Source organism: Levilactobacillus acidifarinae DSM 19394 = JCM 15949 (assembly GCF_001434835.1).
Classification (GTDB): Bacteria; Bacillota; Bacilli; order Lactobacillales; family Lactobacillaceae; genus Levilactobacillus; species Levilactobacillus acidifarinae.
Window position 1 is genome coordinate 97548 of sequence record NZ_AZDV01000028.1, and the last position, 19979, is coordinate 117526.

Here is a 19979-nt window from a genome sequence, read left to right on the forward strand (position 1 = left end):
GGTTAGCCTTCAGTATACCATTTCTCAAAAAATATTAGTATATCTTTATGCTAAAAAATCAATCGCGGAGGATAAATACGCCCGAATCTGCGGCGACAGGTCCCGTTGTAGCCGCATGGCGTCAAGTAACCGTCGGCGGTTGTAGAACTGATTCCAGCCGGCCGCCGTTTCCGTGGCCCGGCGGTGTAAGGCAACCTGTTGACGCCACTGCTTTAACGCGGTCAGACACGCGGATTCATAGATGGGATGCCGGTTGGTCAGCATTACCAAGTAGCCCCCCATCCGCTCCGTTTCCCCGTAAATCAACGGTGTCGCCAACCGTTTAAACCGTTCTAACAACGTGACCATCAAGAATAGCTTGTCCGCACGGGTCAATTGGCTGCCATCCCCTAACGTGGTCAGTAATTCGGTGATAGAAGTAAAGGCGTGGGCCCACCCCTGCTGATTGATGAACCCCCGCGTATCCGTTTCCAGACAAATATACGTGGCCACCTTAACCACAATTTCGTCGTAGTCGAGTTGCACCAGTTTCGGGTGATCGTTACTGTAATGGATCAACGTCGCTAGAAACGACATCGCTGCCGAACGACCGTAGACGCCTTGATTGCTGGGCTCCAGGATGTGGTCAAACAAGCGGTCGTCCCGTAAAAGTTGGGTAACCAGCCACTGAATCTGTGCCGCCGAAAAGACCCCGTCCTCGAGGGCATCGTAGAGCGTGAAGTGCACGCCCAGGTACCGAATCTTGGGGTTCGTCGACCGCAGATGTTGGAGCAAGTGATCGAGCTCAGCCAGTGTCAGGTGAACCTCCCGATCCCCCTCCAACCCCTGACTGACGTCTTTTAACAGGTCTTGAATCCCGTCTTGCTCGTCCGGTAAGGCGATCGGGGTGCGGCGCTGCCGGTGCACGCCATCGATCAGGTGCCCGATGCGATCACCCAACGATTGATACACCGTCCCCGCGTGGAGTTGGTGCCGCAAGTCCTGTAAGTGCTGCTGTAACGTCTCAATCTGCTCGTCCATCAAAGAATCCTCCAATATTTTCCGTTATCCTGATTATGACTCGACCTTACCCGTGTTGATCACCGGTTGGGAGCCCCGTTCATTAATGATGGAAACCATCATATTATTGATTAATTGTAATTTCTGATTGTCGGTCAGATTCAGGTCCGTCTCGGCCGCTAAGCGGTCAATCGCCCCTTCGGTAATCGACACGGCCCCCTCGACGATAATCTTCCGAGCCGACAAAATTGCCTGCGATTGTTGCCGTTGGAGCATGGCCGAGGCAATTTCGGTCGCATAGGCCAGGTGGGTCAAGCGCGTTTCAATAATCTTTACGCCGGCCACGTTCAACCGTTCCTGCAACTCTTCGGTCAGGTGATCCGATACCTCGGTCGGGTTGCTCCGCAAGGTCAACGCTTCCCCGTCACCAAAATTATCGTAGGCGTATTCGGAGGCCACGTGCCGGATCGCAGATTCACTTTGAATCTCGACGAATTGTTCGTAATCTTCGACCGCAAATAAGGCCTTGCTGGTATCCACAACCTTAAACACAATGACCGCCGCAATCTCCACGGGATTTCCTTGCAAGTCGTTAACCTTCAGGATGGCACTGTTAAAGTTCCGTACCCGTAGTGAAACCGTAGTCTTGTTGGTCAGCGGAACGGTGAGGTACAAGCCCGCTTCCCGAATGGTCCCGATGTAACGCCCAAAGAAGGTCAGGACCTTCGATTGGTTGGGACCAATAATCGTCAGACTGCTAGCCGCTAAGATAGCGATTACAATCAGGAGGATGCCGAGAACCATGGCTCCACCCGCCAATAAGAGACAGTAACCGCCCACAATTAGTAGGGCCAAGACGATAATTAACCCAAGATACCCGTTAATATGAAAAACGTTTTTTTCCGTCACGTGACTCACTCCATTTCCCTTAAGAAGCACCGACCGACGCCAGCTCGCTGAGACCGCATCAACGTCGAGGCCAATCACTCAATACCTAAATTTTCAATCCACTATCTCTATTATACCCGACTCCCGGGAGAAAAGAAAAACCGGGCCAACTCTGACGAGTTGACCCGGTGGCTACTAAACGTTAGTCTTCTTGCACGTCGACAAACCAAGCAGCATCCGTATCGTGACCGTTTAACGCATCGAAACTATCGGCTAAAGCCGGGTTAACGGCCGTGACCTTCCCCGTGACGGGGCTTGGAATATCTGAGACGGCTTTATCCGCTTCAACGTTCAGCAGGTTGTCGCCCTTCTTAATCTGATCGCCAACTTCTGGCATTTTGGCGAACTTGATGGTGCCCAGTTCGTCTTGACCTTCCGTCGTCAACCCAATTCGGGTCCCATCAGTGGTCGCTTTGGTCCAGAAATACTTTACCATTTCACTCATAATTCCAAAAGCTCCTTTATTTAAACGATTCGTTACGACTAAACATGTAACTCTTATAATGATACCGCATTGACATGATCAAACCAATCCCAATCAAATTTCCGATCAATGCCGACCCCCCTTGACTCACGAAAGGCAACGGAATCCCGGTCAGCGGTAACAGTCCGATACTCATCCCAATGTTTTCGAACACGTGGAAGAGAATCATCATGATAACCCCGGTCGAGATGTAAGCGTAAAAAACGTTTTTGGTGTCGAAGGTCACCCGAATCATTTGGTAGATCAACAAGAAGTACAGGAAGATCAGGACACAGCCCCCGATGAACCCGAAGTTTTCCCCAATAACGGAGAAAATCATATCGGATTCCCGCACGGGGACGTACACGTGCGAGGTGTTGAACCCGGTCCCAAAGATGCTTCCGGACCCCACGGCCTTCATACTCTGCCAAAGTTGATACCCTTGGTTAGAGGTGTCGGCCGACGGGTGTAACCAGGTGTCGACCCGGGAGAATTGGTAAGCCTGAAAACCGACCTTCTCCAAGATCTTCCGCCCCCAGCCGGTGGTCACCAGTGTCAGGGCGCCCCCACCGAGGACGGCGATGGCCCCAAACGTCGGCGCTAGAATCTTCCAGGTCACCCCGGAAACCAGAATCACGCCCCCGGCAATCGCGAAGAACACCAGCATGGTCCCGAAGTCATTTTGCAACTTCAGGCCCACGGCGATGGGGAGTGTCCATAAGATGACCTTACCGATCAGGCGCCAGTCCGAATTAAACGTGTGTACCGGAAATTGGTTGTTGTGATCCGCGACGACTCGCGCCAGCATCAAAATAAAGGCCGGTTTCATCACTTCGGAAGGTTGAAAGGTCAACGGTCCAATCGCAAACCAACTTTTAGCCCCCGTGTTCACGTAGTACGCCCGACTGTAGAAGACCAAGACTGAAAGCAATAGGAAGAGTCCAATCCCGTAGAGTAACGGGGCGACTCGCCACAGCTGTTCGGAGTCAAACTGCATAATAATCACAATCGCGATGGTTCCGATGATGTACCAGGCCAGTTGGGAAACCACGGCCGACGTAATGCTCGTCGCACTCGAATCGTGCGTTGCCGCAACGTAGATCGACGCCAAACCAATCAAAGCCAACATCAGCACACAGAAGATGACCCCCCAGTCAATCCGGGAGTCCACTTCATCTTGTTGTCTTGTCGCATTTTTTGCCACGATGATTGCTCCTTAATCAAACTCAAGATTTTGTTTCTAATTATAAAGGCCGCAGGGAACTTCGACGTTCCGCTCCGGCCAATTTTACCAAAATTTATTATCCCCGGTGCAAATGATAGTCCTGTAGCAGGACTTCGACGCCTTCGTCAACGGTCTTGACGTGGTAGACGTCGCCGTCCGTTAGTTGGGCTTCAAAACGGTCCGCTAAGGGTTGGACCGTTCCAATGGTTTCTTTCCCAATCTTCAAAACGGACATCGTCGTTCCGTCGGGTAACTTTTGTTCATCCACGGTCACTTGGACCGCCTTTTCTCGTTTACTCATGCCGACTCTCCTTTACTTGGTTGTGGTCCGCGACTGATCGTCTAATCCCATTTCCCGACGATAAGCGCGTTCTGCCGCCACGTTGCGGCGCAGGGAAAAGTGATCCGGTACCGGATCGACCCCGCCGTGCACAAAGGGGTGACACCGTAAAATTCGGGCAATGCCCATCAAGCTGCCCTTAAATGCCCCATGCTTGGCCAACGCTTGCAGCATATAGGTTGAGCAGGTCGGGTAATACCGACAGGTTGGTGGAAACAGTGGTGAGATCCAGCGTTGGTACCCCCGGACCAGTCCCATCAATAAACGCCGCATTTAACGACCCCCTTTGTCGCGGTTAGTTGTTTTGCTCTGCCACTTTGGTGTTCATGTGTTCCAGTAAGACCCCGGCACCCTTGGCCACGTTATCTAACGGGTCTTCGGAAATGATAACCGGTACGGTCAGCTTCTCGGAGAACAGCTTGTCAATGCCGTCTAACAGCGCACCCCCACCGGTCAACATGATGCCCCGGTCGATGATGTCGGCCGCTAATTCTGGTGGCGTGGTCTCCAATACCGTTTTAGCCGCTTCAATAATCTGGTCGACGGAATCATGAATGGCTTCCTCTACTTCCGTCGCCGTGATCGTAGTTTCAGTCGGCATCCCCGAAACGGAGTCCCGACCTCTAACGGCCATGGTCTTCTTGTCATTGTCGGGTTCCGGATAAGCCGTCCCAATCTTGATCTTGATAGTTTCGGCCGTCCGTTCCCCAACAATCAAATTATGCTTGTGCTTGAGGTAGTTGACGATCTCCGCGTTCATCCGGTCCCCCGCCACGCGGATCGACTGGCTGGCGACGATATCGCCTAACGACAGGATGGCAATGTCACTAGTCCCCCCACCCATGTCGATGACCATGTTCCCGGAAGGCTTAAAGATGTCCATCCCGGCCCCTAAAGCGGCCACCTTAGGTTCGGCTTCCAAGTAGACCTTGGCGCCCCCAGACTTTTCAGCCGCCTGAATGATGGCCTTGCGTTCGATTTCGGTAATGTTCGTCGGGGCACAGATCATAATGTTTGGCTTGGATAAGAAGCCCTTAACGCTCAGTTTATTAATAAAGTAGGAAAGCATGGCTTCGGTAATATCAAAATCGGAAATGACCCCATCCTTTAACGGCCGAATCGCGCGGATGTTACCAGGCGTCCGTCCCACCATCCGGTAGGCTTCGGATCCCACCGCCAATACCTTATCGGTCTTCGTATCAATCGCCACCACCGAGGGCTCGTTCAATACGATGCCTTTACCGACCACGTAAATTAAAACGTTTGCGGTTCCCAGATCAATTCCAATGTCTTTCGCCATACTATTGTTTTCCTCCTGATTTTAAATGCCAATTTTCAACATTTCATTATACCATAATCCACCTAAACTCTAAATGGTTTGTCCGAGGCAAAGAAAAAGGTGGCTGTTCGCCACCTTTCAGTTGGTTAAACTTCGTTATTAATGCGCTTGTTCTTCAGTACCACGGCATCGTTATCCGGAACGGAAATTCGCTTGACTTCCGCGCCCAACGCCGCTAACTTCTTATGGAAGTCGTAATAGCCCCGGTCCAGGTATTTCAGGTTCGTGACCTGCGTATACCCGTCAGCCACCAAGCCAGCCAAGACTAACGCCGCAGCCGCCCGTAAATCGGTCGCTGCCACTTCGGCCCCGTTAAAATCAGTCGGCCCGTGCATGACCACCGTTCGGCCATTGATTTGGAACTGGGCGTTCATCCGTCGGAGTTCTTCGAGGTGCATGAAACGGTTTTCAAAAACGGTTTCCGTCATGGTACTAGTTCCCTCGGCCGTCAGTTGCAGAATCGTCATCTGGGGTTGCATGTCCGTGGGGAAGCCCGGATAAGGCAACGTCTTCACATCCGTGGGCTGTAACGTCGCCGGCCCGATGACCCGAACGCCGTCGGTTTCTTCGGTGACCTGCACGCCCATTTCTTGAAGCTTAGAAATCAACGGTTTATTGTGCTCAACAATTCCATCTTGAATCAGCACGTTCCCGTGGGTTAACGCCGCAGCGACCATGAAGGTTCCCGCTTCGATCCGGTCCTGGACCACGTTATGGTCCGTCCCATGCATGGCCGTAACGCCTTCGATCCGAATCGTTTCGGTCCCAGCCCCCCGAACGTGGGCGCCCATCTTGTTTAAGACGTTGGCTAAATCCACAATTTCGGGTTCCCGAGCGACGTTATCGATTTCGGTCGTTCCTTGGGCTAAACATGCCGCCATCATGATGTTTTGGGTGGCCCCAACGCTCGGGAAGTACAGGTAAATGTGACTTCCCGTTAGACGATCAGCAAACGCTTCAATGTACCCGTCATGTTGCTCGATCCGGGCACCCAAGGCCTCTAACCCCTTTAAATGCAGGTCGATTGGCCGTGTCCCGATGGCACAGCCACCTGGTAAAGCGACCCGGGCATGACCCAGCCGCGCCAAAAGTGGTCCCATGACCACGATCGAGGCGCGCATCTTTGAAACGTACTCAAAGGGCGCTTCACTCGACAGTTGCTTGGTTGCGTCAATCGTAATTTGTCGGTTTGCTTCATCAAAATCCACGGTTAAATTCAGGAACCGCAGAACTTTATTCATCGTGTAAACGTCAGATAGAACCGGAACATTTGCTAAATGTGTAACCCCATCACGCGCCAAGATGGACGCTGCCAAGATTGGCAAAACGGCGTTTTTTGCGCCTTCGATGTGGACAACACCAGATAAGCGGTTCCCACCATGAACAACGATTTTTTCCATGGGATACCTCCAGAAGTTTGATGGGTCTACCGCACCAGGTAGCCCAGATTACGAACATTGTTAATGAAGTCCAGGAAAAACGAGCTACAGCCAAAGCCCACTGCCACGGCCAGCATCACGATTAAAACGCGGGCTTGCCGGGGATTAAATGGCATCAATCGTTCGATATGCAGCGCTGAAATTGCCCAAAAGGCCAGCGCAATAAAACTCAAATGACTAATAATGGTTAAAATTCCTTGGATGCCAAGTAACTTCATCAGCTCAATCCTTCCCAAACATTCCCATTAACTATAGCATAATTTGTGCGCCCTGTCCCCGCGAATCCTTTAAAATCAGCAGTTGTAATATTACATTTACCAATAAGTTGGTTAGTGATTTAGCGGCATCTTATTCAACCATTCGAGTTACCTACCGCCCAAAATTTTAACCAAACAAAAGAGAGTGGGATAAAAGGCGATTAGCTAGCGAGCATTAACATCGTAAGCCGAATAATCCCGGGTTTGGATTGTTTGGCTTACGGGGTTAAGCGCAACTAGCTGCCTTTTAGCGCACGTTTCGGCACCAGATGTTCGGAGCACAAAAAAAGCCTGAGACTTTTGTCCCAGACCCCTTTTCTGAAAAGTTTAGTGCTTAGCCACATTGATCCGGTTAACAGCTCGCCGCAAAGCAACCTGTGCCCGTGCCAAATTGTCCGCATCGTGAGCGGCTTGCGCCTTCTTGATGGTCGCTTCAGCCCGTTGACGTGCATTTTCAGCCCGCGCAACGTCAATGTCATCCTGACGTTCCGCACTGTCAGCAACAATGGTAGCCGCATTGTTGGAGAATTCGAGAAAACCACCGTTCACGGCAATCTTATCTTCGTCCTCACCATGCTTGACCCGCACCACGTCAACTTCCAAAGAAGAAATGACGGGCACGTGATTTGGCATGATCCCCAGTTGACCCAGCTTAGTCGTAACGGCTAAGAAAGTCCCCTGGTTCTCGTATACACGGCCATCGGGAGTGACGATACTAACGGATAAAACTGATGCATTATCAGCCAATTAGAATCCCTCCCTAGTTGTTTTCGAGCGCTTCGTTCATTTGCTTGGCCTTCGCCACAGCGTCTTCGATACTCCCACAGTTCCGGAAAGCATCTTCTGGGAGGTCATCATACTTCCCGTCGAGGATGTCCTTGAAACTCCGGATCGTATCATCCAACTTCACGTACTTCCCATCCATCCCCGTAAACTGAGAAGCCACGGAGAATGGTTGTGACAAGAAGAACTGAATGCGCCGAGCCCGGTTGACAATCGTTTGTTCTTCTTCAGACAGTTCGTCCATCCCTAAGATGGAGATAATGTCTTGAAGTTCGTGATACCGTTGCAAGACGTGTTGCACGTCCGTCGCCACGTCGTAGTGTTCTTGGCCGACAATTTCTGGGGCCAAGGCCGTTGACGTTGAAGCCAATGGGTCCACGGCGGGGTAAATCCCTTGTTGCGTTAAAGAACGTTCCAAGTTGGTCGTGGCATCCAAATGGGCGAAAGTCGTCGCTGGCGCCGGGTCGGTGTAGTCATCGGCAGGCACGTAGACGGCTTGGATCGAGGTGATAGACCCCTTCTTCGTCGACGTAATCCGTTCCTGCAACTGACCCATTTCAGTGGCCAACGTTGGCTGGTACCCAACGGCTGAAGGAATCCGACCTAACAAGGCCGAAACTTCAGAACCGGCTTGGGTGAACCGGAAGATGTTGTCGATAAACAACAGCACATCTTGGCCCTTCACATCCCGGAAGTATTCCGCGATGGTCAACCCAGTCAAGGCCACCCGCATCCGGGCACCAGGAGGTTCGTTCATTTGTCCGTAAACCATGGCGGTTTGCTTCAAAACACCGGAACCCTTCATTTCCCAGTACATATCGTTACCTTCACGGGTCCGTTCACCAACACCGGTGAAGACGGAAATCCCGTTATGGCCTTGGGCAATGTTATGGATTAATTCCTGAATTAAAACGGTCTTACCAACACCGGCACCACCGAACAACCCAATCTTCCCACCACGAACGTAAGGTTCGAGTAAGTCGATAACCTTGATCCCAGTTTCCAGGATTTCGGTCGTCGGGTTTAATTCGTCATACTTTGGTGCGTCACGGTGAATTGGCATCCGTTCGGCATCAGGACCAAATTCGGCACCGCCGTCGATTGGTTCCCCTAAAACGTTGAACACCCGACCTAACGTGTCATCACCAACAGGAACGGAAATAGAAGCCTTGGTGTTTTCTACTTCCATGCCCCGGCGAAGTCCATCGGTCCCGTCCATGGCAATCGTCCGCATAACCCCGTCACCTAATTCCAAGGCAACTTCGGTTACCAGCACGCTACCATCATCTTTTTTGATGTTTAAGGCGGTGTTGATATCAGGTAATTCATCGTTTAATGGGAATTCAACGTCAACGACTGGTCCGATAACTTGAACAACTTTACCAGTACTCATTATTCGTTAATTCCTCCCGTCATTAGTTACTTAAGGCTTCTTGCCCACCAGTAATTTCGGTGATTTCAGTGGTGATCGCCGCTTGACGTGCACGGTTGTAGTGCAGTTGCAGCGTCCCAATCAAATCGTCGGCGTTATCGGTGGCTGATTGCATCGCATTGGTGCTAGATGCATGTTCAGAAGTCTTAGCGTCCAGAATCGCACCATAAACTAAGCTTTCCGCGTATTGCGGTAAGACCACCTGCAACACTTCTTCTTCCGAAGGTTCAGTGTCGTATTCGGCGGTCAACGGCTTCGTTGGCGTGTCCTTAGCTGCGTCGCTCGACAAGGTTTCCTTGTCAACGGGCAGCATCTTTTCAGCCCGAAAACGGGATGAAATTCGGTTCACAAAGTGGTTGTAGCACACGAAGAGTTCGTCGAACACTTCGTTATCGAACATCGTGGTGACGGTCTTCACAATTTCCCGAACTTCGTTGAATTCCGGTACATCGCTGACCCCACGGTATTCGTAAGCCACATTGACGCCCCGATGCTTATAGAAGTCCGCCCCGGTGCCCCCGACGGCTAGAATCATGTAGTCGTCTTGGTTGGGCGTCCGTTCTTCGATAAAGCGGTTGGCGTCACGCAGCACACTGCTGTTGTAACTCCCCACCATGCCTCGATCAGAGGTGATTACCAAATAGGCGGTCTTCTTTACTGGACGGTCTGACTGCAGGTTGCTTGAGGAATTATCCAACAGATGAGACTGCGAAAGGTGCATCACAACTGCTTTAACCTTCGACACGTAGTCTTGGTAACCAGTCGCGTGTTTCTGAATCTTATTTAACTTCGCCGTCGAGACCATTTGCATGGCCGCCGTGATTTGGCGGGTTGCCTTAGTCGAGTTAATCCGACGTTGAACGTCATGAATCGATTCAGCCATTGTTCCTCACCATCCTTCCTTCAAGCAATCTTAATTTTCAGAGTTATTGGCCGCAGCATCGGACTCATGCTTGGACGGTTGGAAAGTCTGGTCGAATTCCTTGATGGCCGTTTCCAGGGCGTCGCCTTCTGGCAAGTTCCCGGTCTTGGTAATCGAGTCTTCGAGATCCTTATGCGAACTGTCCATAAAGTCAAATAACTCATTTTGGTAACGTAACACGTCGGCAACTTCGAGCTTGTCGAGGTGACCGTGCGTTAACGCAAACAAAATCACAACTTCCTTAGCGACGGGAACGGATTCGTGTAAGCCTTGCTTCAAGACTTCCACGGTCCGGGCCCCACGTGCTAACTTCGCTTGGGTAGCAGCATCCAAGTCAGACCCGAATTGGGCGAAAGATTCCAGTTCCTTGTAGGAGGACAAGTCCAACCGCAAGGTCCCGGCAACCTTCTTCATGGCTTTGATCTGCGCGTCCCCACCAACCCGGGAAACTGAAGTCCCGGCATCCATGGCTGGCCGAACCCCTGAATAGAACGAATCACTGTTCAAGAAGATCTGACCATCGGTGATGGAAATCACGTTGGTTGGGATATAAGCGGAAACGTCACCGGCCTTGGTTTCGATGACTGGTAAGGCGGTCATTGACCCGCCACCTAATTCATCGTTTAACTTCGCAGCCCGTTCCAATAAACGAGAGTGGGTGTAGAAGATATCCCCAGGGTAGGCTTCACGACCTGGTGGCCGCCGTAAAATCAGTGAAAGTTCACGATAAGCATCGGCTTGCTTGGTTAAATCATCGTAGACGATCAACACGTGCTTGCCGTTCATCATGAATTCCTCACCCATGGCTGCACCGGCGTAAGGCGCGATGTACAGCAATGGCGCTGGTTCGGATGGGCCGGCGGATACAACGATGGTGTAATCCATGGCACCAAACTTTTGCAGCGTACTTACTTGGGACCGCACGGTGGATTCCTTTTGCCCAATGGCCACGTAGATACAAATCATGTTTTGATCCTTTTGGTTAATGATTGTATCGATCGCGATGGAACTCTTCCCGGTCTTCCGGTCACCGATGATTAATTCACGCTGACCACGTCCAATTGGAACCAAAGCATCAATGGCCTTAATCCCGGTTTGCAGAGGTTCGCTAACCCCTTGCCGGTCCATAACACCTGGTGCCTTATGTTCAATTGGCCGCGTCTTATCAGTCTTAATGTCCCCTTTGCCGTCAATTGCTTGACCTAATGGGTTAACAACCCGGCCAATTAATTGATCTCCAACGGGAACTTCCATGATACGACCAGTCCGCTTAACGGTGTCGCCTTCAGTAATTCCCGTGAAATCACCCAAGATAACGATACCAACGTCACTGGTTTCAAGGTTTTGGACCATCCCATAAACCCCGTTATCAAACAAAAGCAACTCACCTTGTAAGGCGTTGTCCAAGCCGTGGGCCCGGGCAACCCCGTCACCAACGTAAGTTACCGTACCAGTTTCTTCAACTGAGAGTTCATCTTCGTAGTTTTCTAATTGTTGTTTAATTAGAGTACTGATTTCCTCAGCTTTAATGCTCATGAAAGTTTCACCTCTTTACCTACAGATTTGTTATACCAACAGTTGACGTCGCAACTTGTTGATTTTCGTCTTCAGACTCCCATCAAGGATCATGCCGGCGGATTGTACAATCACACCACCCAAGATCTGAGGGTCGACTTGACTGTCTAAAATAACTTTCTGAGCACCAACTCGTTGCGCGTAAGCCGTGGCAATTTGGTCTTTCTGTTCGGCAGAAAGGTCAACCGCGGTCGTCACGTGGGCATAAATCGTATGGTGCTTTTCGTCATACAGAACCTGGAATTGATCGATGATGGCCACCATCACGTCCATGCGGCCGTAATCGTAAACCATTTGGATCAAGTTCTTAATGTACGGGGAAGCTTGGCTGGTCAATTGACCCACCAGTTTTTCCCGGTCGGCAGCCTGTAGACTAGCGTCTGAGAGTACAGTACCCAATTGTGGGTTGTCCTGGAAGACACGTCGAAGCTGCTGGAGTTCGGCATAGCCGTCCTCCAGTTGGTCTTTTTCGGACAACAATTCGAATAATGCGCGTGCGTAGCGTTTAGCTACAGTTGTCCTATCAAGACTCATGATGCTTCCCCAACCCTTCAATGTAAGAATCAATCAATGCCTTTTGGTCATCAGCGTTTAATTCTCTTTGAATGATCTTGGAAGCAATCTCAATAGATAGGTCCGCCACATCGTTCCGCGCGCCGGCTAAGGCGTCCTCGCGTTCTTGGGCAATGTCCTTTTGGGCATTGGCCTTTAACGTTTGGGCGTCGGTTTGGGCTTGCGCCATGATCTGATCACGTTGTTGCTGACCATTCGTCTTAGCATTTTGAACGATCGTTTGGGCTTCACCACGGGACGCGTTTAACGCCGTCTGCCGTTGTTCCACCAACCCAGCGGCTTCGGTCCGGGATTTTTCCGCGGAATCGATATCACTGGAGATCTTGTCGGCCCGGTCTTGCATCATCTTCGTGACTGGCTTCCAAGCCAAGACCTTAACAATCCACAACAAGAGTAAGAAACAGATGGCGTAGAATAAGGAATCACCGAAATAAAGCGCTGAACCAACTACTAAATGTGAGAGCATCTATTGACACCTCCTTTTACTGTCAAATAATGAGAAATAAGTTCAATTACTTGTTCATAACCATCAAAGCCACAACGAAGGCAATGATAGGCATGGCTTCAACTAACCCAACACCGATGAACATGTTCGTCCGTAATTGACCTGACAGTTCAGGCTGACGAGACATCCCTTCAAGCATCTTAGAAATAACGATACCATCACCGACACCACCACCAATAGCGGCTCCGGCCATAGCGATACCAGCTGCAATAGCTCCCATAATGTGTGTTTCCTCCTTAAATTTAGAAAAAAATTTTTATTCCTCAACTTCAAGCTTTTGAGAAATATAAACTGACGACAACGTAACAAAGACGAACGCCTGGATGGCCCCCAAGAATGCAGAGAACCCTTGCCAGACCATTTCAATTGGAACTGCAACAATCATTGTTGCGATGCCGTGAGACGTTGCTAAGCCCCAAATCAGCTTTAACAGCATTTCACCAGAGAAGATCACCCCGAAGATACGAAGACCTAACGTTAGGAAATTCGTGAATTCTTCGAAGATACTAATTGGCAACCAGAAGACAAATGGCTTGAGGTAGTTCGTAAAGTGCTTCTTGTACCCCAGCTTTTGAACTCCTGCGAATTGCGCTAGCATTAACGTCATCAGTGAGAACGTCAGGGTCACGATTGGATCAGACGTTGGACTGCGGACGATGGTAGCGTTATGGAACGTCAATTGGATAAATAACCCCAATTGGTTAGAGAGGAAGAGGAACAGAAACAGGGTAAACCCGTAAAGCCCAAATCCGCTAACTTCATTAGAAGGAATTGATCCCTTCAGAATCCCATTGGTAAATTCAATCAGCCACTCCAGAAAGTTTTGTCCCTTAGTTGGTTTCATTGCTAAATGCCGCGACGTAAAGAAGACGATCGCCACCACTAAAAGAAAAACAACTAACCCAGAAACGACATTTGCGGTACTAAATGTCAATCCTAGAAATTGGAAGGTCGAAACTGGACCATCATTCACCGAATATCACCTCTTTTCACACTATATGGACGTAAGCTCCAAGTCCTAGCGACCGGCAAAACCCGCTAAACTCTTGAATTTTACGGAATAGTGAACGAAGCGAGCGCTCCATTCAAATACACTGGAAATGATACCACCAATCGCCCTAAAAAACAAAACAATTTTCACGAAAATATCATGAATCTGACATCTTCGTCTTAAACGGGAATATTCGGTCATAGCGGCGATGTTACCGTTTGCAAAGGCTATTTGCGTGCGCAATCAGGCGAATCCCTACCGATTCACCGCAGCAATCCAATCAAAGCCCCCTGAAATCAAAGAAGAGACCCGGCAATGACTGCCGAATCTCTTCATTATATTTACTTCGTCCCAAATAAACGGTCCCCGGCATCCCCGAGTCCCGGCACGATGTACCCATCTTCGTTCAAATGGTCATCCAATGCCGCCGTATAAATATCCACGTCCGGGTGCTTGGCCTGTAAAGCCTTTACCCCTTCAGGTGCGGAAACTAAGCACACAAATTTAATGTTGCTAGCGCCACGCTTCTTCAACGCGTCGATCGCCATAATGGCCGACCCACCGGTTGCTAACATCGGATCCACCACGAAAACTTGACGTTGATCGATATCGGAAGGCAGCTTAACAAAGTATTCATGAGGCTGTAGGGTTTCTTCGTCCCGGTACATCCCAATGTGGCCCACCTTAGCGGCAGGAATCAATTCGAGAATTCCATCCACCATCCCAATTCCGGCTCGCAGAATCGGAACAATAGCAACCTTCTTACCAGCCAATTCCTTAGCCGTCATCTTGGCAACTGGCGTTTCGATGACCTTGTCTTGTAGTGGCATGTCGCGCGAAACTTCGTAAGCCATTAACGTCGAGATCTCATTAACGACTTCCCGAAAGCTGCGGGTCCCGCAGTTTTTGTTACGAATAATCGTCAGTTTGTGTTGAATCAACGGGTGGTCGAGTACTTGAAACTTCCCCATGAATAAACGCTCCTTTGGTATTTCTTACAATTGTACCATTAACTGCAATGGCGTAGCGGATTTTTTTAGGAATGAAATCGCTTTTTCGTAATTTCTAGGGTAAAACACTTAGGGGGTGAGCCTGGGTCAGCGCGTGAACTCGCCGCCGGACGTCATCCAGATTGGTTTGGTCGGTCGGTTGACTTAGTGTCTGGCTAATCAGCCGGGCAACTTCCCGACAGTCTGCCTCGTCAAAGCCCCGGGTCGTGACGGCCGGGGTGCCCAACCGAACGCCGGACGTCTTGAACGGGCTCAGGGTCTCGTTAGGAATGGCTTCCTTGTTCGTGGTAATCATGACTGTATCGAGTAAGTCCTGGGCTTGCTTACCGTTCAAGCCCGTTTGGGAGACGTCGAGGGTCAGCAAGTGATTATCGGTGCCTCCCGAGATCACCCGCAGGTGGGACGCATGACTAAATTCGTCGGCCATCGCCTGCGCATTGACAATGATCTGTTGGGCGTAATCCCGAAAGGCCGGTTGCCCATCTTCAAACAACGCCGCGGCCTTCCCCGCAATGACGTGTTCGAGTGGCCCTCCCTGGGTCCCCGGAAAGACCGCCGAGTTAAGTTGCTTGGCGTACTGGGCTTGCGCTAAGATCAGCCCGCCCCGCGGTCCACGTAAGGTCTTATGCGTCGTGGTAGTGACCACGTCGGCGATCCCTACCGGACTCGGATGTAACCCGGCCGCGACCAGCCCCGCAATGTGGGCCATGTCGACCATCAAATAGGCGCCCACCTCATCGGCGATTTCACGAAAGGCCTGCCAGTCGATGATTCGAGAGTAGGCCGAGGCACCGGCCACGATCATCTTCGGTTTGAGCTTCCGGGCTAATTCCCGAATAGCGGCGTAGTCCAACAGTTCCGTTTCCGGATTCAAGCCGTAGCTGTAGCTTTGGTAGAGTTTCCCGGAGAAATTGACCTTGGCGCCGTGCGTCAGGTGCCCTCCGGCGTCTAAGCCCATCCCCAAAACCACGTCCCCCGGCTTTAGGAAGGCCGCGTAAACGGCCTGGTTAGCCTGGGAACCGGAGTGCGGTTGCACGTTGGCGTAGTCGGCACCGAACAGTTGCTTAGCCCGGTCAATGGCAAGTTGTTCCACGACATCAATGTACTGGGTTCCCCCGTAGTACCGCTTTCCCGGGTACCCCTCGGCGTACTTGTTGGTCAACACGGATCCCTGGGCGGCGCGGACGGCGTGACTCACGATGTTTTCCGAGGCGATTAATTCGATGGTGTCCTCTTGACGTTGCTCTTCTTGGGCGATGGCCCCCCAAAGGGCCGGATCTTCTGTTTGATAGTTCAAGGGCAATTCCTCCTGGGCTGTATGATGATTTATATTTTAGCAAATTTGTCCGGAAAATGGGAACTTAATCTCCTATTTTTCGTCAGAGATCCCTTTTTAGACGTCAAAAGGCGCTGTTCCTGGTTAAACCAGGGCAGCGCCTCACAACATTAAACTCGCTTACTTCTGAAAATGCACCTGACCGGCCGACTTGTTCAACCGGTTCATGTAGGCCGCCCCTAACCCGGTGTCGGCAAATCCCTGCGTAAGGATGCCCTTGACCGGTGATTCCAGGTCAAAGTGCCGTAAACCGGCAAATAACCGGTGACTGGCGCTGGCCAAATCGGGGCCTAAGGTATAGGCCTCCACGTTCGCCGGCAATTGGTTTGCCGCCAAGACGGGATCAATGGCCATCGCTCCGACCGGATAATCCTGGGCTTGAGCCCACGCTAGCGCCGCGGGCCAATCGCTTTCGTGATCCACGATGTACACCTGCGCGTCCGGCGCGTAATGTTTATACTTCATCCCCGGTGCTTTCGGCACTTCGGTCTTGCCCACCTTATGATGGGTTGACCGCACCGTGCCAATCACGGGTTCCAAGTCCTCTTCGGTGACCGCTCCTGGCCGTAAGATGGTCGGTACGTCGGCGGTTAAATCCAAAATTGTGGATTCGACCCCCACCTGGGCGGGCCCATCGTCGACGATGCCGGCGATTTTCCCCTTCAGGTCGTGGTAGACGTGTTGGGCCAACGTCGGACTGGGCTTACCCGACGTATTGGCGGACGGCCCCACAATGGGGACGCCAGCCGCTTGAATCAACGCCAACGTGGTCTGGTTGGCCGGATTTCGAAAGGCCGCCGTGGACAAGCCCCCCGTCACCGCCTTAGACAGCTTACCTGGTTGAAGGTTTAAAATTAACGTTAACGAGCCCGGCCAAAAAGCCTTAATTAACGCCTGGGCCTTAGCCGACAACGGCTCAGCGTACTGTTCGACCATCGCTTGGCCCGTGACCGTGACGATCAACGGGTTGTCGCTGGGACGTCCCTTCGCCGCGTAAACCTGTTTAACGGCCGTTTCGTTAGTGGCATCCGCCCCTAAACCGTACACCGTTTCGGTCGGAAACGACACCAGTTGGCCGGCCTTGATAAGTGCCGCGGCCGCTTCAATTTGATCTGGTTTAAAAATTTGTGTTTCCATAATATTCTCCCATTATTCTGTGAGTTCGACCCGCACCATGCGGTCGTGGCCACTCAGGTCCTGCCGAATGGTCACGTGCGCCGTGGGCAACGCCGTTTGAAAGATCTCCCGGACCGCCGCCCCTTGCTGGTACCCCAGCTCAGCGAAGAAATTCCCCCGGGCCGTTAACACCGTGGGTAACGCCAGCGCGAACCGCTGATAGAACGCCAAACCGTGGTGGGCCGCAAACAAAGCCGTTTGCGGCTCGTAGCGTTTCACGGAGTCGTCCATGACCGCCGTTTCCGTCCGGTCAATGTACGGGGGATTCGACACGATCACGTCGAAGCGCTGACCAGCCACCGGAGCAAACAAGTCGCCGACGGCTAAGGTCACGGCCGGTGCCCAAGTCTGCACGTTGCGTTGCGCCACGGCGATGGCCGCAGCCGAAATGTCCGTCCCCGTCACCCGCCAAGCGGGACGTTCTGCCTGTAAGGTCACGGCGATGGCGCCGCTTCCGGTCCCCACGTCGAGAACCCGTTGGGCGGTGGTCGACTGACTGTTCAGGACCCACTCGACCAACTCTTCGGTTTCGACCCGTGGAATCAACGTCGCCGGACTTACCACAAACTCCCGGCCGTAAAAGGGCGCGTGGCCCAATACGTATTGGGCGGGCTCACCCGCACTGACTCGCGTTACCTGTTGTTGGTAGCGGCTCAGCTGATTGGTTGGCATGACGTCGCGGTAATGCTGGACCAACTGGGTAAAGGTCCAGTGCTGACTTTCTAGCAACAGAAACTGGGCGGCACTGGGATCTTGTTGGACGGTCGTCAGCTGGTGCTCGGCGGCCTTAAGCGCCGCAAAGTACGTGACCGAATTAGCCATTATTCTTTAAGTTTTCCAATTTAGCGGCCTGATCGGACAAAATCAACGCATCGATAATGTCGTCGAGTTCACCGTTCATGATCCGGTCTAGCTTGTTTAACGTCAACCCAATCCGGTGGTCGGTGACCCGGTTTTGCGGGTAGTTGTAGGTCCGAATCCGTTCGGAACGGTCCCCGGTCCCCACGGCCGACTTCCGTTCGGCGTTATAGGCACTTTCTTCTTGTTGCTTGTAGTAATCGTAGACCCGTGCCTTTAAGATTTGCATGGCCTTGGCCCGGTTTTGTTGCTGTGACCGTTCGTCTTGCATGGCCACCACGATTCCAGTTGGCAAGTGGGTCATCCGCACGGCCGAAGAGGTCTTGTTGATGTGTTGCCCACCGGCACCGGATGACCGGTAAACGTCGGTCCGAATGTCCTTGGGGTCGATATCGATATCGACGTCTTCTTCTTCGGGCATGACCCCGACCGTCGCGGTACTGGTGTGCACCCGGCCGGCAGATTCCGTGACGGGAACCCGTTGGACCCGGTGCGCCCCGTTTTCGTACTTCAGCTTCGAGTAGACCTTATCACCCGTAATCATCATGACAATTTCCTTGAAGCCCCCAACTTCGGTGGCGTTCTCGTCAACGATTTCCGTCTTCCACCCTTGGCGTTCGGCGTACTTAGAGTACATGCTGAAAAGGTCGGCCGCAAACAAGCTGGCTTCGTCCCCACCGGCGGCCCCGTGAATTTCCATGATGATGTTCTTATCATCGTTCGGGTCCTTCGGTAACAGTAAGAGCTTGATGGCGTCTTCTAACTTTTCCTTCTGGTCGGTGAGATCCTTCAACTCGTCTTTGACCATGCTTTCCATGTCATCGTCGAGCTTTTCGCGGAGCATCTCGTCGTCATCCTTAATTTGCTTGGTGACGTCTTGGTATTGGTGGTACTTTTCCACCGTTTCGCGGAGTTCCCCCTCTTCTTTCGACAGGGCCATGAATTTTTGCGTATCCGCAATGACTTCCGGATCGCTGATTAATTCGTTGAGCTCGTCGTAACGGTCCGCGACGGCTTGGAGCTTATCAAACATTTCATCCATTTCGTTTTAACCTCGTTTCGTTATTGCCCCATCTGGTCCAACGGCGGGTTGAAATAGTGCCGCCGACAAACCGGATAGTAGGCTTCGTTACCGCCAATCTGAACCTGTTCACCCTCGTAGACGGGTTTCCCGTCGTGGAAGCGCAGGTTCATAATGGCCTTTTTGGTACAGAACCAACAAATGGTTTTCATTTCTTCAATCTTATCTGCATATAATAGAAGGTATTTCGATCCTTCAAACAACTCGTTACGAAAATCGTTCTTTAACCCAAAGGTCATGACCGGGATATGGAGGTCATCCACAATCTTTGCCAGTTGAAACACGTGATCCTTGGTCAAAAACTGGGCCTCATCGATCAGGATACAGTTGGCCTGCGGATCTAACTTTTCCACTTCATCGTAGACGTTAGTCGTCGCAAAAATTGGATGTGCGGGACGTCTCAGCCCGATGCGACTGGAAATGGCCCCGACGCCGTCTCTGGTGTCCAAGCCACTGGTCATAATAATGACCCGTTTATGTTGTTCCTCATAGTTATGGGCGACCTTTAAAATTTCAATGGACTTCCCACTATTCATTGCGCCGTACCGAAAAAAGAGCTGCGCCACGTTACTCCCACCTTTTTTTGACAGTTTCTAATCTATTATAGCCGATTGCCTGGGAAAATTCGACCAGAGAAGTTGAAAAATCGCGGCTTTCGTGCTGGAAGCGTTCCCGGTCGCACGCGGGCCGGCAGGGACGGTTTCCTTGCAATTTCGCAAAGTTCAAG

Annotated in this window: 23 protein-coding genes; all 23 read right to left on the reverse strand. The window is 51.6% G+C overall.

Going from position 1 to position 19979, the window contains the following annotated elements; genetic code table 11:
• Positions 1 to 45: 45 nt before the first annotated feature.
• Positions 46 to 1020 carry a DUF2785 domain-containing protein gene (locus FD25_RS12065; protein WP_057804533.1) on the reverse strand — a complete coding sequence of 325 codons (975 nt, stop codon included), beginning with the start codon at positions 1018 to 1020 and terminating at the stop codon, positions 46 to 48.
• Between the two features lie 33 nt (positions 1021 to 1053).
• Positions 1054 to 1854 carry an SPFH domain-containing protein gene (locus FD25_RS12070; protein ID WP_371862401.1) on the reverse strand — a complete coding sequence of 267 codons (801 nt, stop codon included), beginning with the start codon at positions 1852 to 1854 and terminating at the stop codon, positions 1054 to 1056.
• A 235-nt stretch (positions 1855 to 2089) separates the two neighbouring features.
• The gene (locus FD25_RS12075) at positions 2090 to 2392 is read right to left on the reverse strand and encodes a glycine cleavage system H family protein (RefSeq protein WP_083484167.1); all 303 of its coding nucleotides are present in this window, start codon (positions 2390 to 2392) and stop codon (positions 2090 to 2092) included.
• 16 nt (positions 2393 to 2408) lie between these two features.
• Entirely contained in the window at positions 2409 to 3614 is a 1206-nt protein-coding gene (locus FD25_RS12080) for an FtsW/RodA/SpoVE family cell cycle protein (RefSeq protein ID WP_057804535.1), read from the reverse strand.
• Positions 3615 to 3711: 97 nt separating this feature from the next.
• Entirely contained in the window at positions 3712 to 3936 is a 225-nt protein-coding gene (locus FD25_RS12085; protein WP_057804536.1) for a DUF2969 domain-containing protein, read from the reverse strand.
• Between the two features lie 12 nt (positions 3937 to 3948).
• The gene (yidD, locus tag FD25_RS12090) at positions 3949 to 4248 is read right to left on the reverse strand and encodes a membrane protein insertion efficiency factor YidD (RefSeq protein ID WP_057804537.1); all 300 of its coding nucleotides are present in this window, start codon (positions 4246 to 4248) and stop codon (positions 3949 to 3951) included.
• Between the two features lie 22 nt (positions 4249 to 4270).
• Positions 4271 to 5275 (reverse strand): rod shape-determining protein, encoded by a 1005-nt coding sequence (mreB, locus tag FD25_RS12095; RefSeq protein ID WP_057804538.1) that lies wholly within the window; start codon positions 5273 to 5275, stop codon positions 4271 to 4273.
• Positions 5276 to 5400: 125 nt separating this feature from the next.
• Positions 5401 to 6714: a UDP-N-acetylglucosamine 1-carboxyvinyltransferase gene (gene murA, locus FD25_RS12100; RefSeq protein ID WP_057804539.1), complete on the reverse strand. Its 1314-nt coding sequence runs from the start codon at positions 6712 to 6714 to the stop codon at positions 5401 to 5403.
• A gap of 26 nt (positions 6715 to 6740) precedes the next feature.
• Complete coding sequence (locus FD25_RS12105; RefSeq protein ID WP_057733211.1) at positions 6741 to 6971, reverse strand: DUF1146 family protein; 231 nt, start codon at positions 6969 to 6971, stop codon at positions 6741 to 6743.
• 366 nt (positions 6972 to 7337) lie between these two features.
• Positions 7338 to 7757, reverse strand: coding sequence for a F0F1 ATP synthase subunit epsilon (locus tag FD25_RS12110; RefSeq protein ID WP_057804540.1), 420 nt, complete (start codon positions 7755 to 7757; stop codon positions 7338 to 7340).
• A 13-nt stretch (positions 7758 to 7770) separates the two neighbouring features.
• A complete protein-coding gene (atpD, locus tag FD25_RS12115) occupies positions 7771 to 9186 on the reverse strand; it encodes a F0F1 ATP synthase subunit beta (protein WP_057804541.1) in 1416 nt (471 codons plus the stop codon).
• A 22-nt stretch (positions 9187 to 9208) separates the two neighbouring features.
• Positions 9209 to 10108: a F0F1 ATP synthase subunit gamma gene (locus tag FD25_RS12120; RefSeq protein WP_057804542.1), complete on the reverse strand. Its 900-nt coding sequence runs from the start codon at positions 10106 to 10108 to the stop codon at positions 9209 to 9211.
• A gap of 30 nt (positions 10109 to 10138) precedes the next feature.
• Entirely contained in the window at positions 10139 to 11683 is a 1545-nt protein-coding gene (gene atpA, locus FD25_RS12125) for a F0F1 ATP synthase subunit alpha (protein WP_057804543.1), read from the reverse strand.
• Positions 11684 to 11713: 30 nt separating this feature from the next.
• The gene (gene atpH / locus FD25_RS12130; protein WP_057804544.1) at positions 11714 to 12256 is read right to left on the reverse strand and encodes an ATP synthase F1 subunit delta; all 543 of its coding nucleotides are present in this window, start codon (positions 12254 to 12256) and stop codon (positions 11714 to 11716) included.
• Positions 12246 to 12761 carry a F0F1 ATP synthase subunit B gene (gene atpF, locus FD25_RS12135; RefSeq protein WP_057804545.1) on the reverse strand — a complete coding sequence of 172 codons (516 nt, stop codon included), beginning with the start codon at positions 12759 to 12761 and terminating at the stop codon, positions 12246 to 12248. Before atpF ends, atpH begins: the two co-directional genes overlap by 11 nt.
• A gap of 46 nt (positions 12762 to 12807) precedes the next feature.
• Entirely contained in the window at positions 12808 to 13020 is a 213-nt protein-coding gene (gene atpE / locus FD25_RS12140) for a F0F1 ATP synthase subunit C (RefSeq protein WP_024746921.1), read from the reverse strand.
• Positions 13021 to 13056: 36 nt separating this feature from the next.
• On the reverse strand, positions 13057 to 13773 hold the full coding sequence (gene atpB, locus FD25_RS12145) for a F0F1 ATP synthase subunit A (protein WP_057804546.1): 717 nt from the start codon (positions 13771 to 13773) through the stop codon (positions 13057 to 13059).
• Between the two features lie 359 nt (positions 13774 to 14132).
• Complete coding sequence (gene upp / locus FD25_RS12150) at positions 14133 to 14762, reverse strand: uracil phosphoribosyltransferase (RefSeq protein WP_057804547.1); 630 nt, start codon at positions 14760 to 14762, stop codon at positions 14133 to 14135.
• A 94-nt stretch (positions 14763 to 14856) separates the two neighbouring features.
• Positions 14857 to 16098: a serine hydroxymethyltransferase gene (gene glyA / locus FD25_RS12155; protein WP_057804548.1), complete on the reverse strand. Its 1242-nt coding sequence runs from the start codon at positions 16096 to 16098 to the stop codon at positions 14857 to 14859.
• A 159-nt stretch (positions 16099 to 16257) separates the two neighbouring features.
• Positions 16258 to 17274 carry an L-threonylcarbamoyladenylate synthase gene (locus FD25_RS12160; protein ID WP_057804549.1) on the reverse strand — a complete coding sequence of 339 codons (1017 nt, stop codon included), beginning with the start codon at positions 17272 to 17274 and terminating at the stop codon, positions 16258 to 16260.
• A 12-nt stretch (positions 17275 to 17286) separates the two neighbouring features.
• Positions 17287 to 18135 carry a peptide chain release factor N(5)-glutamine methyltransferase gene (gene prmC, locus FD25_RS12165; protein WP_057804550.1) on the reverse strand — a complete coding sequence of 283 codons (849 nt, stop codon included), beginning with the start codon at positions 18133 to 18135 and terminating at the stop codon, positions 17287 to 17289.
• On the reverse strand, positions 18128 to 19213 hold the full coding sequence (gene prfA, locus FD25_RS12170) for a peptide chain release factor 1 (RefSeq protein ID WP_057804551.1): 1086 nt from the start codon (positions 19211 to 19213) through the stop codon (positions 18128 to 18130). Before prfA ends, prmC begins: the two co-directional genes overlap by 8 nt.
• A gap of 20 nt (positions 19214 to 19233) precedes the next feature.
• Positions 19234 to 19818, reverse strand: coding sequence for a thymidine kinase (locus tag FD25_RS12175; RefSeq protein WP_057804552.1), 585 nt, complete (start codon positions 19816 to 19818; stop codon positions 19234 to 19236).
• Positions 19819 to 19979 lie beyond the last annotated feature (161 nt).

Coding starts and splice junctions, on each gene's coding strand:
- FD25_RS12065 (WP_057804533.1), bottom strand. CDS start 1,020: ATGGACGAGCAGATTGAGACGTTACAGCAGCACTTACAGGACTTGCGG.
- FD25_RS12075 (WP_083484167.1), bottom strand. CDS start 2,392: ATGAGTGAAATGGTAAAGTATTTCTGGACCAAAGCGACCACTGATGGG.
- FD25_RS12085 (WP_057804536.1), bottom strand. CDS start 3,936: ATGAGTAAACGAGAAAAGGCGGTCCAAGTGACCGTGGATGAACAAAAG.
- yidD (WP_057804537.1), bottom strand. CDS start 4,248: ATGCGGCGTTTATTGATGGGACTGGTCCGGGGGTACCAACGCTGGATC.
- mreB (WP_057804538.1), bottom strand. CDS start 5,275: ATGGCGAAAGACATTGGAATTGATCTGGGAACCGCAAACGTTTTAATT.
- murA (WP_057804539.1), bottom strand. CDS start 6,714: ATGGAAAAAATCGTTGTTCATGGTGGGAACCGCTTATCTGGTGTTGTC.
- FD25_RS12105 (WP_057733211.1), bottom strand. CDS start 6,971: ATGAAGTTACTTGGCATCCAAGGAATTTTAACCATTATTAGTCATTTG.
- atpD (WP_057804541.1), bottom strand. CDS start 9,186: ATGAGTACTGGTAAAGTTGTTCAAGTTATCGGACCAGTCGTTGACGTT.
- FD25_RS12120 (WP_057804542.1), bottom strand. CDS start 10,108: ATGGCTGAATCGATTCATGACGTTCAACGTCGGATTAACTCGACTAAG.
- atpA (WP_057804543.1), bottom strand. CDS start 11,683: ATGAGCATTAAAGCTGAGGAAATCAGTACTCTAATTAAACAACAATTA.
- atpH (WP_057804544.1), bottom strand. CDS start 12,256: ATGAGTCTTGATAGGACAACTGTAGCTAAACGCTACGCACGCGCATTA.
- atpF (WP_057804545.1), bottom strand. CDS start 12,761: ATGCTCTCACATTTAGTAGTTGGTTCAGCGCTTTATTTCGGTGATTCC.
- atpE (WP_024746921.1), bottom strand. CDS start 13,020: ATGGGAGCTATTGCAGCTGGTATCGCTATGGCCGGAGCCGCTATTGGT.
- upp (WP_057804547.1), bottom strand. CDS start 14,762: ATGGGGAAGTTTCAAGTACTCGACCACCCGTTGATTCAACACAAACTG.
- FD25_RS12160 (WP_057804549.1), bottom strand. CDS start 17,274: ATGGAAACACAAATTTTTAAACCAGATCAAATTGAAGCGGCCGCGGCA.
- prmC (WP_057804550.1), bottom strand. CDS start 18,135: ATGGCTAATTCGGTCACGTACTTTGCGGCGCTTAAGGCCGCCGAGCAC.
- prfA (WP_057804551.1), bottom strand. CDS start 19,213: ATGGATGAAATGTTTGATAAGCTCCAAGCCGTCGCGGACCGTTACGAC.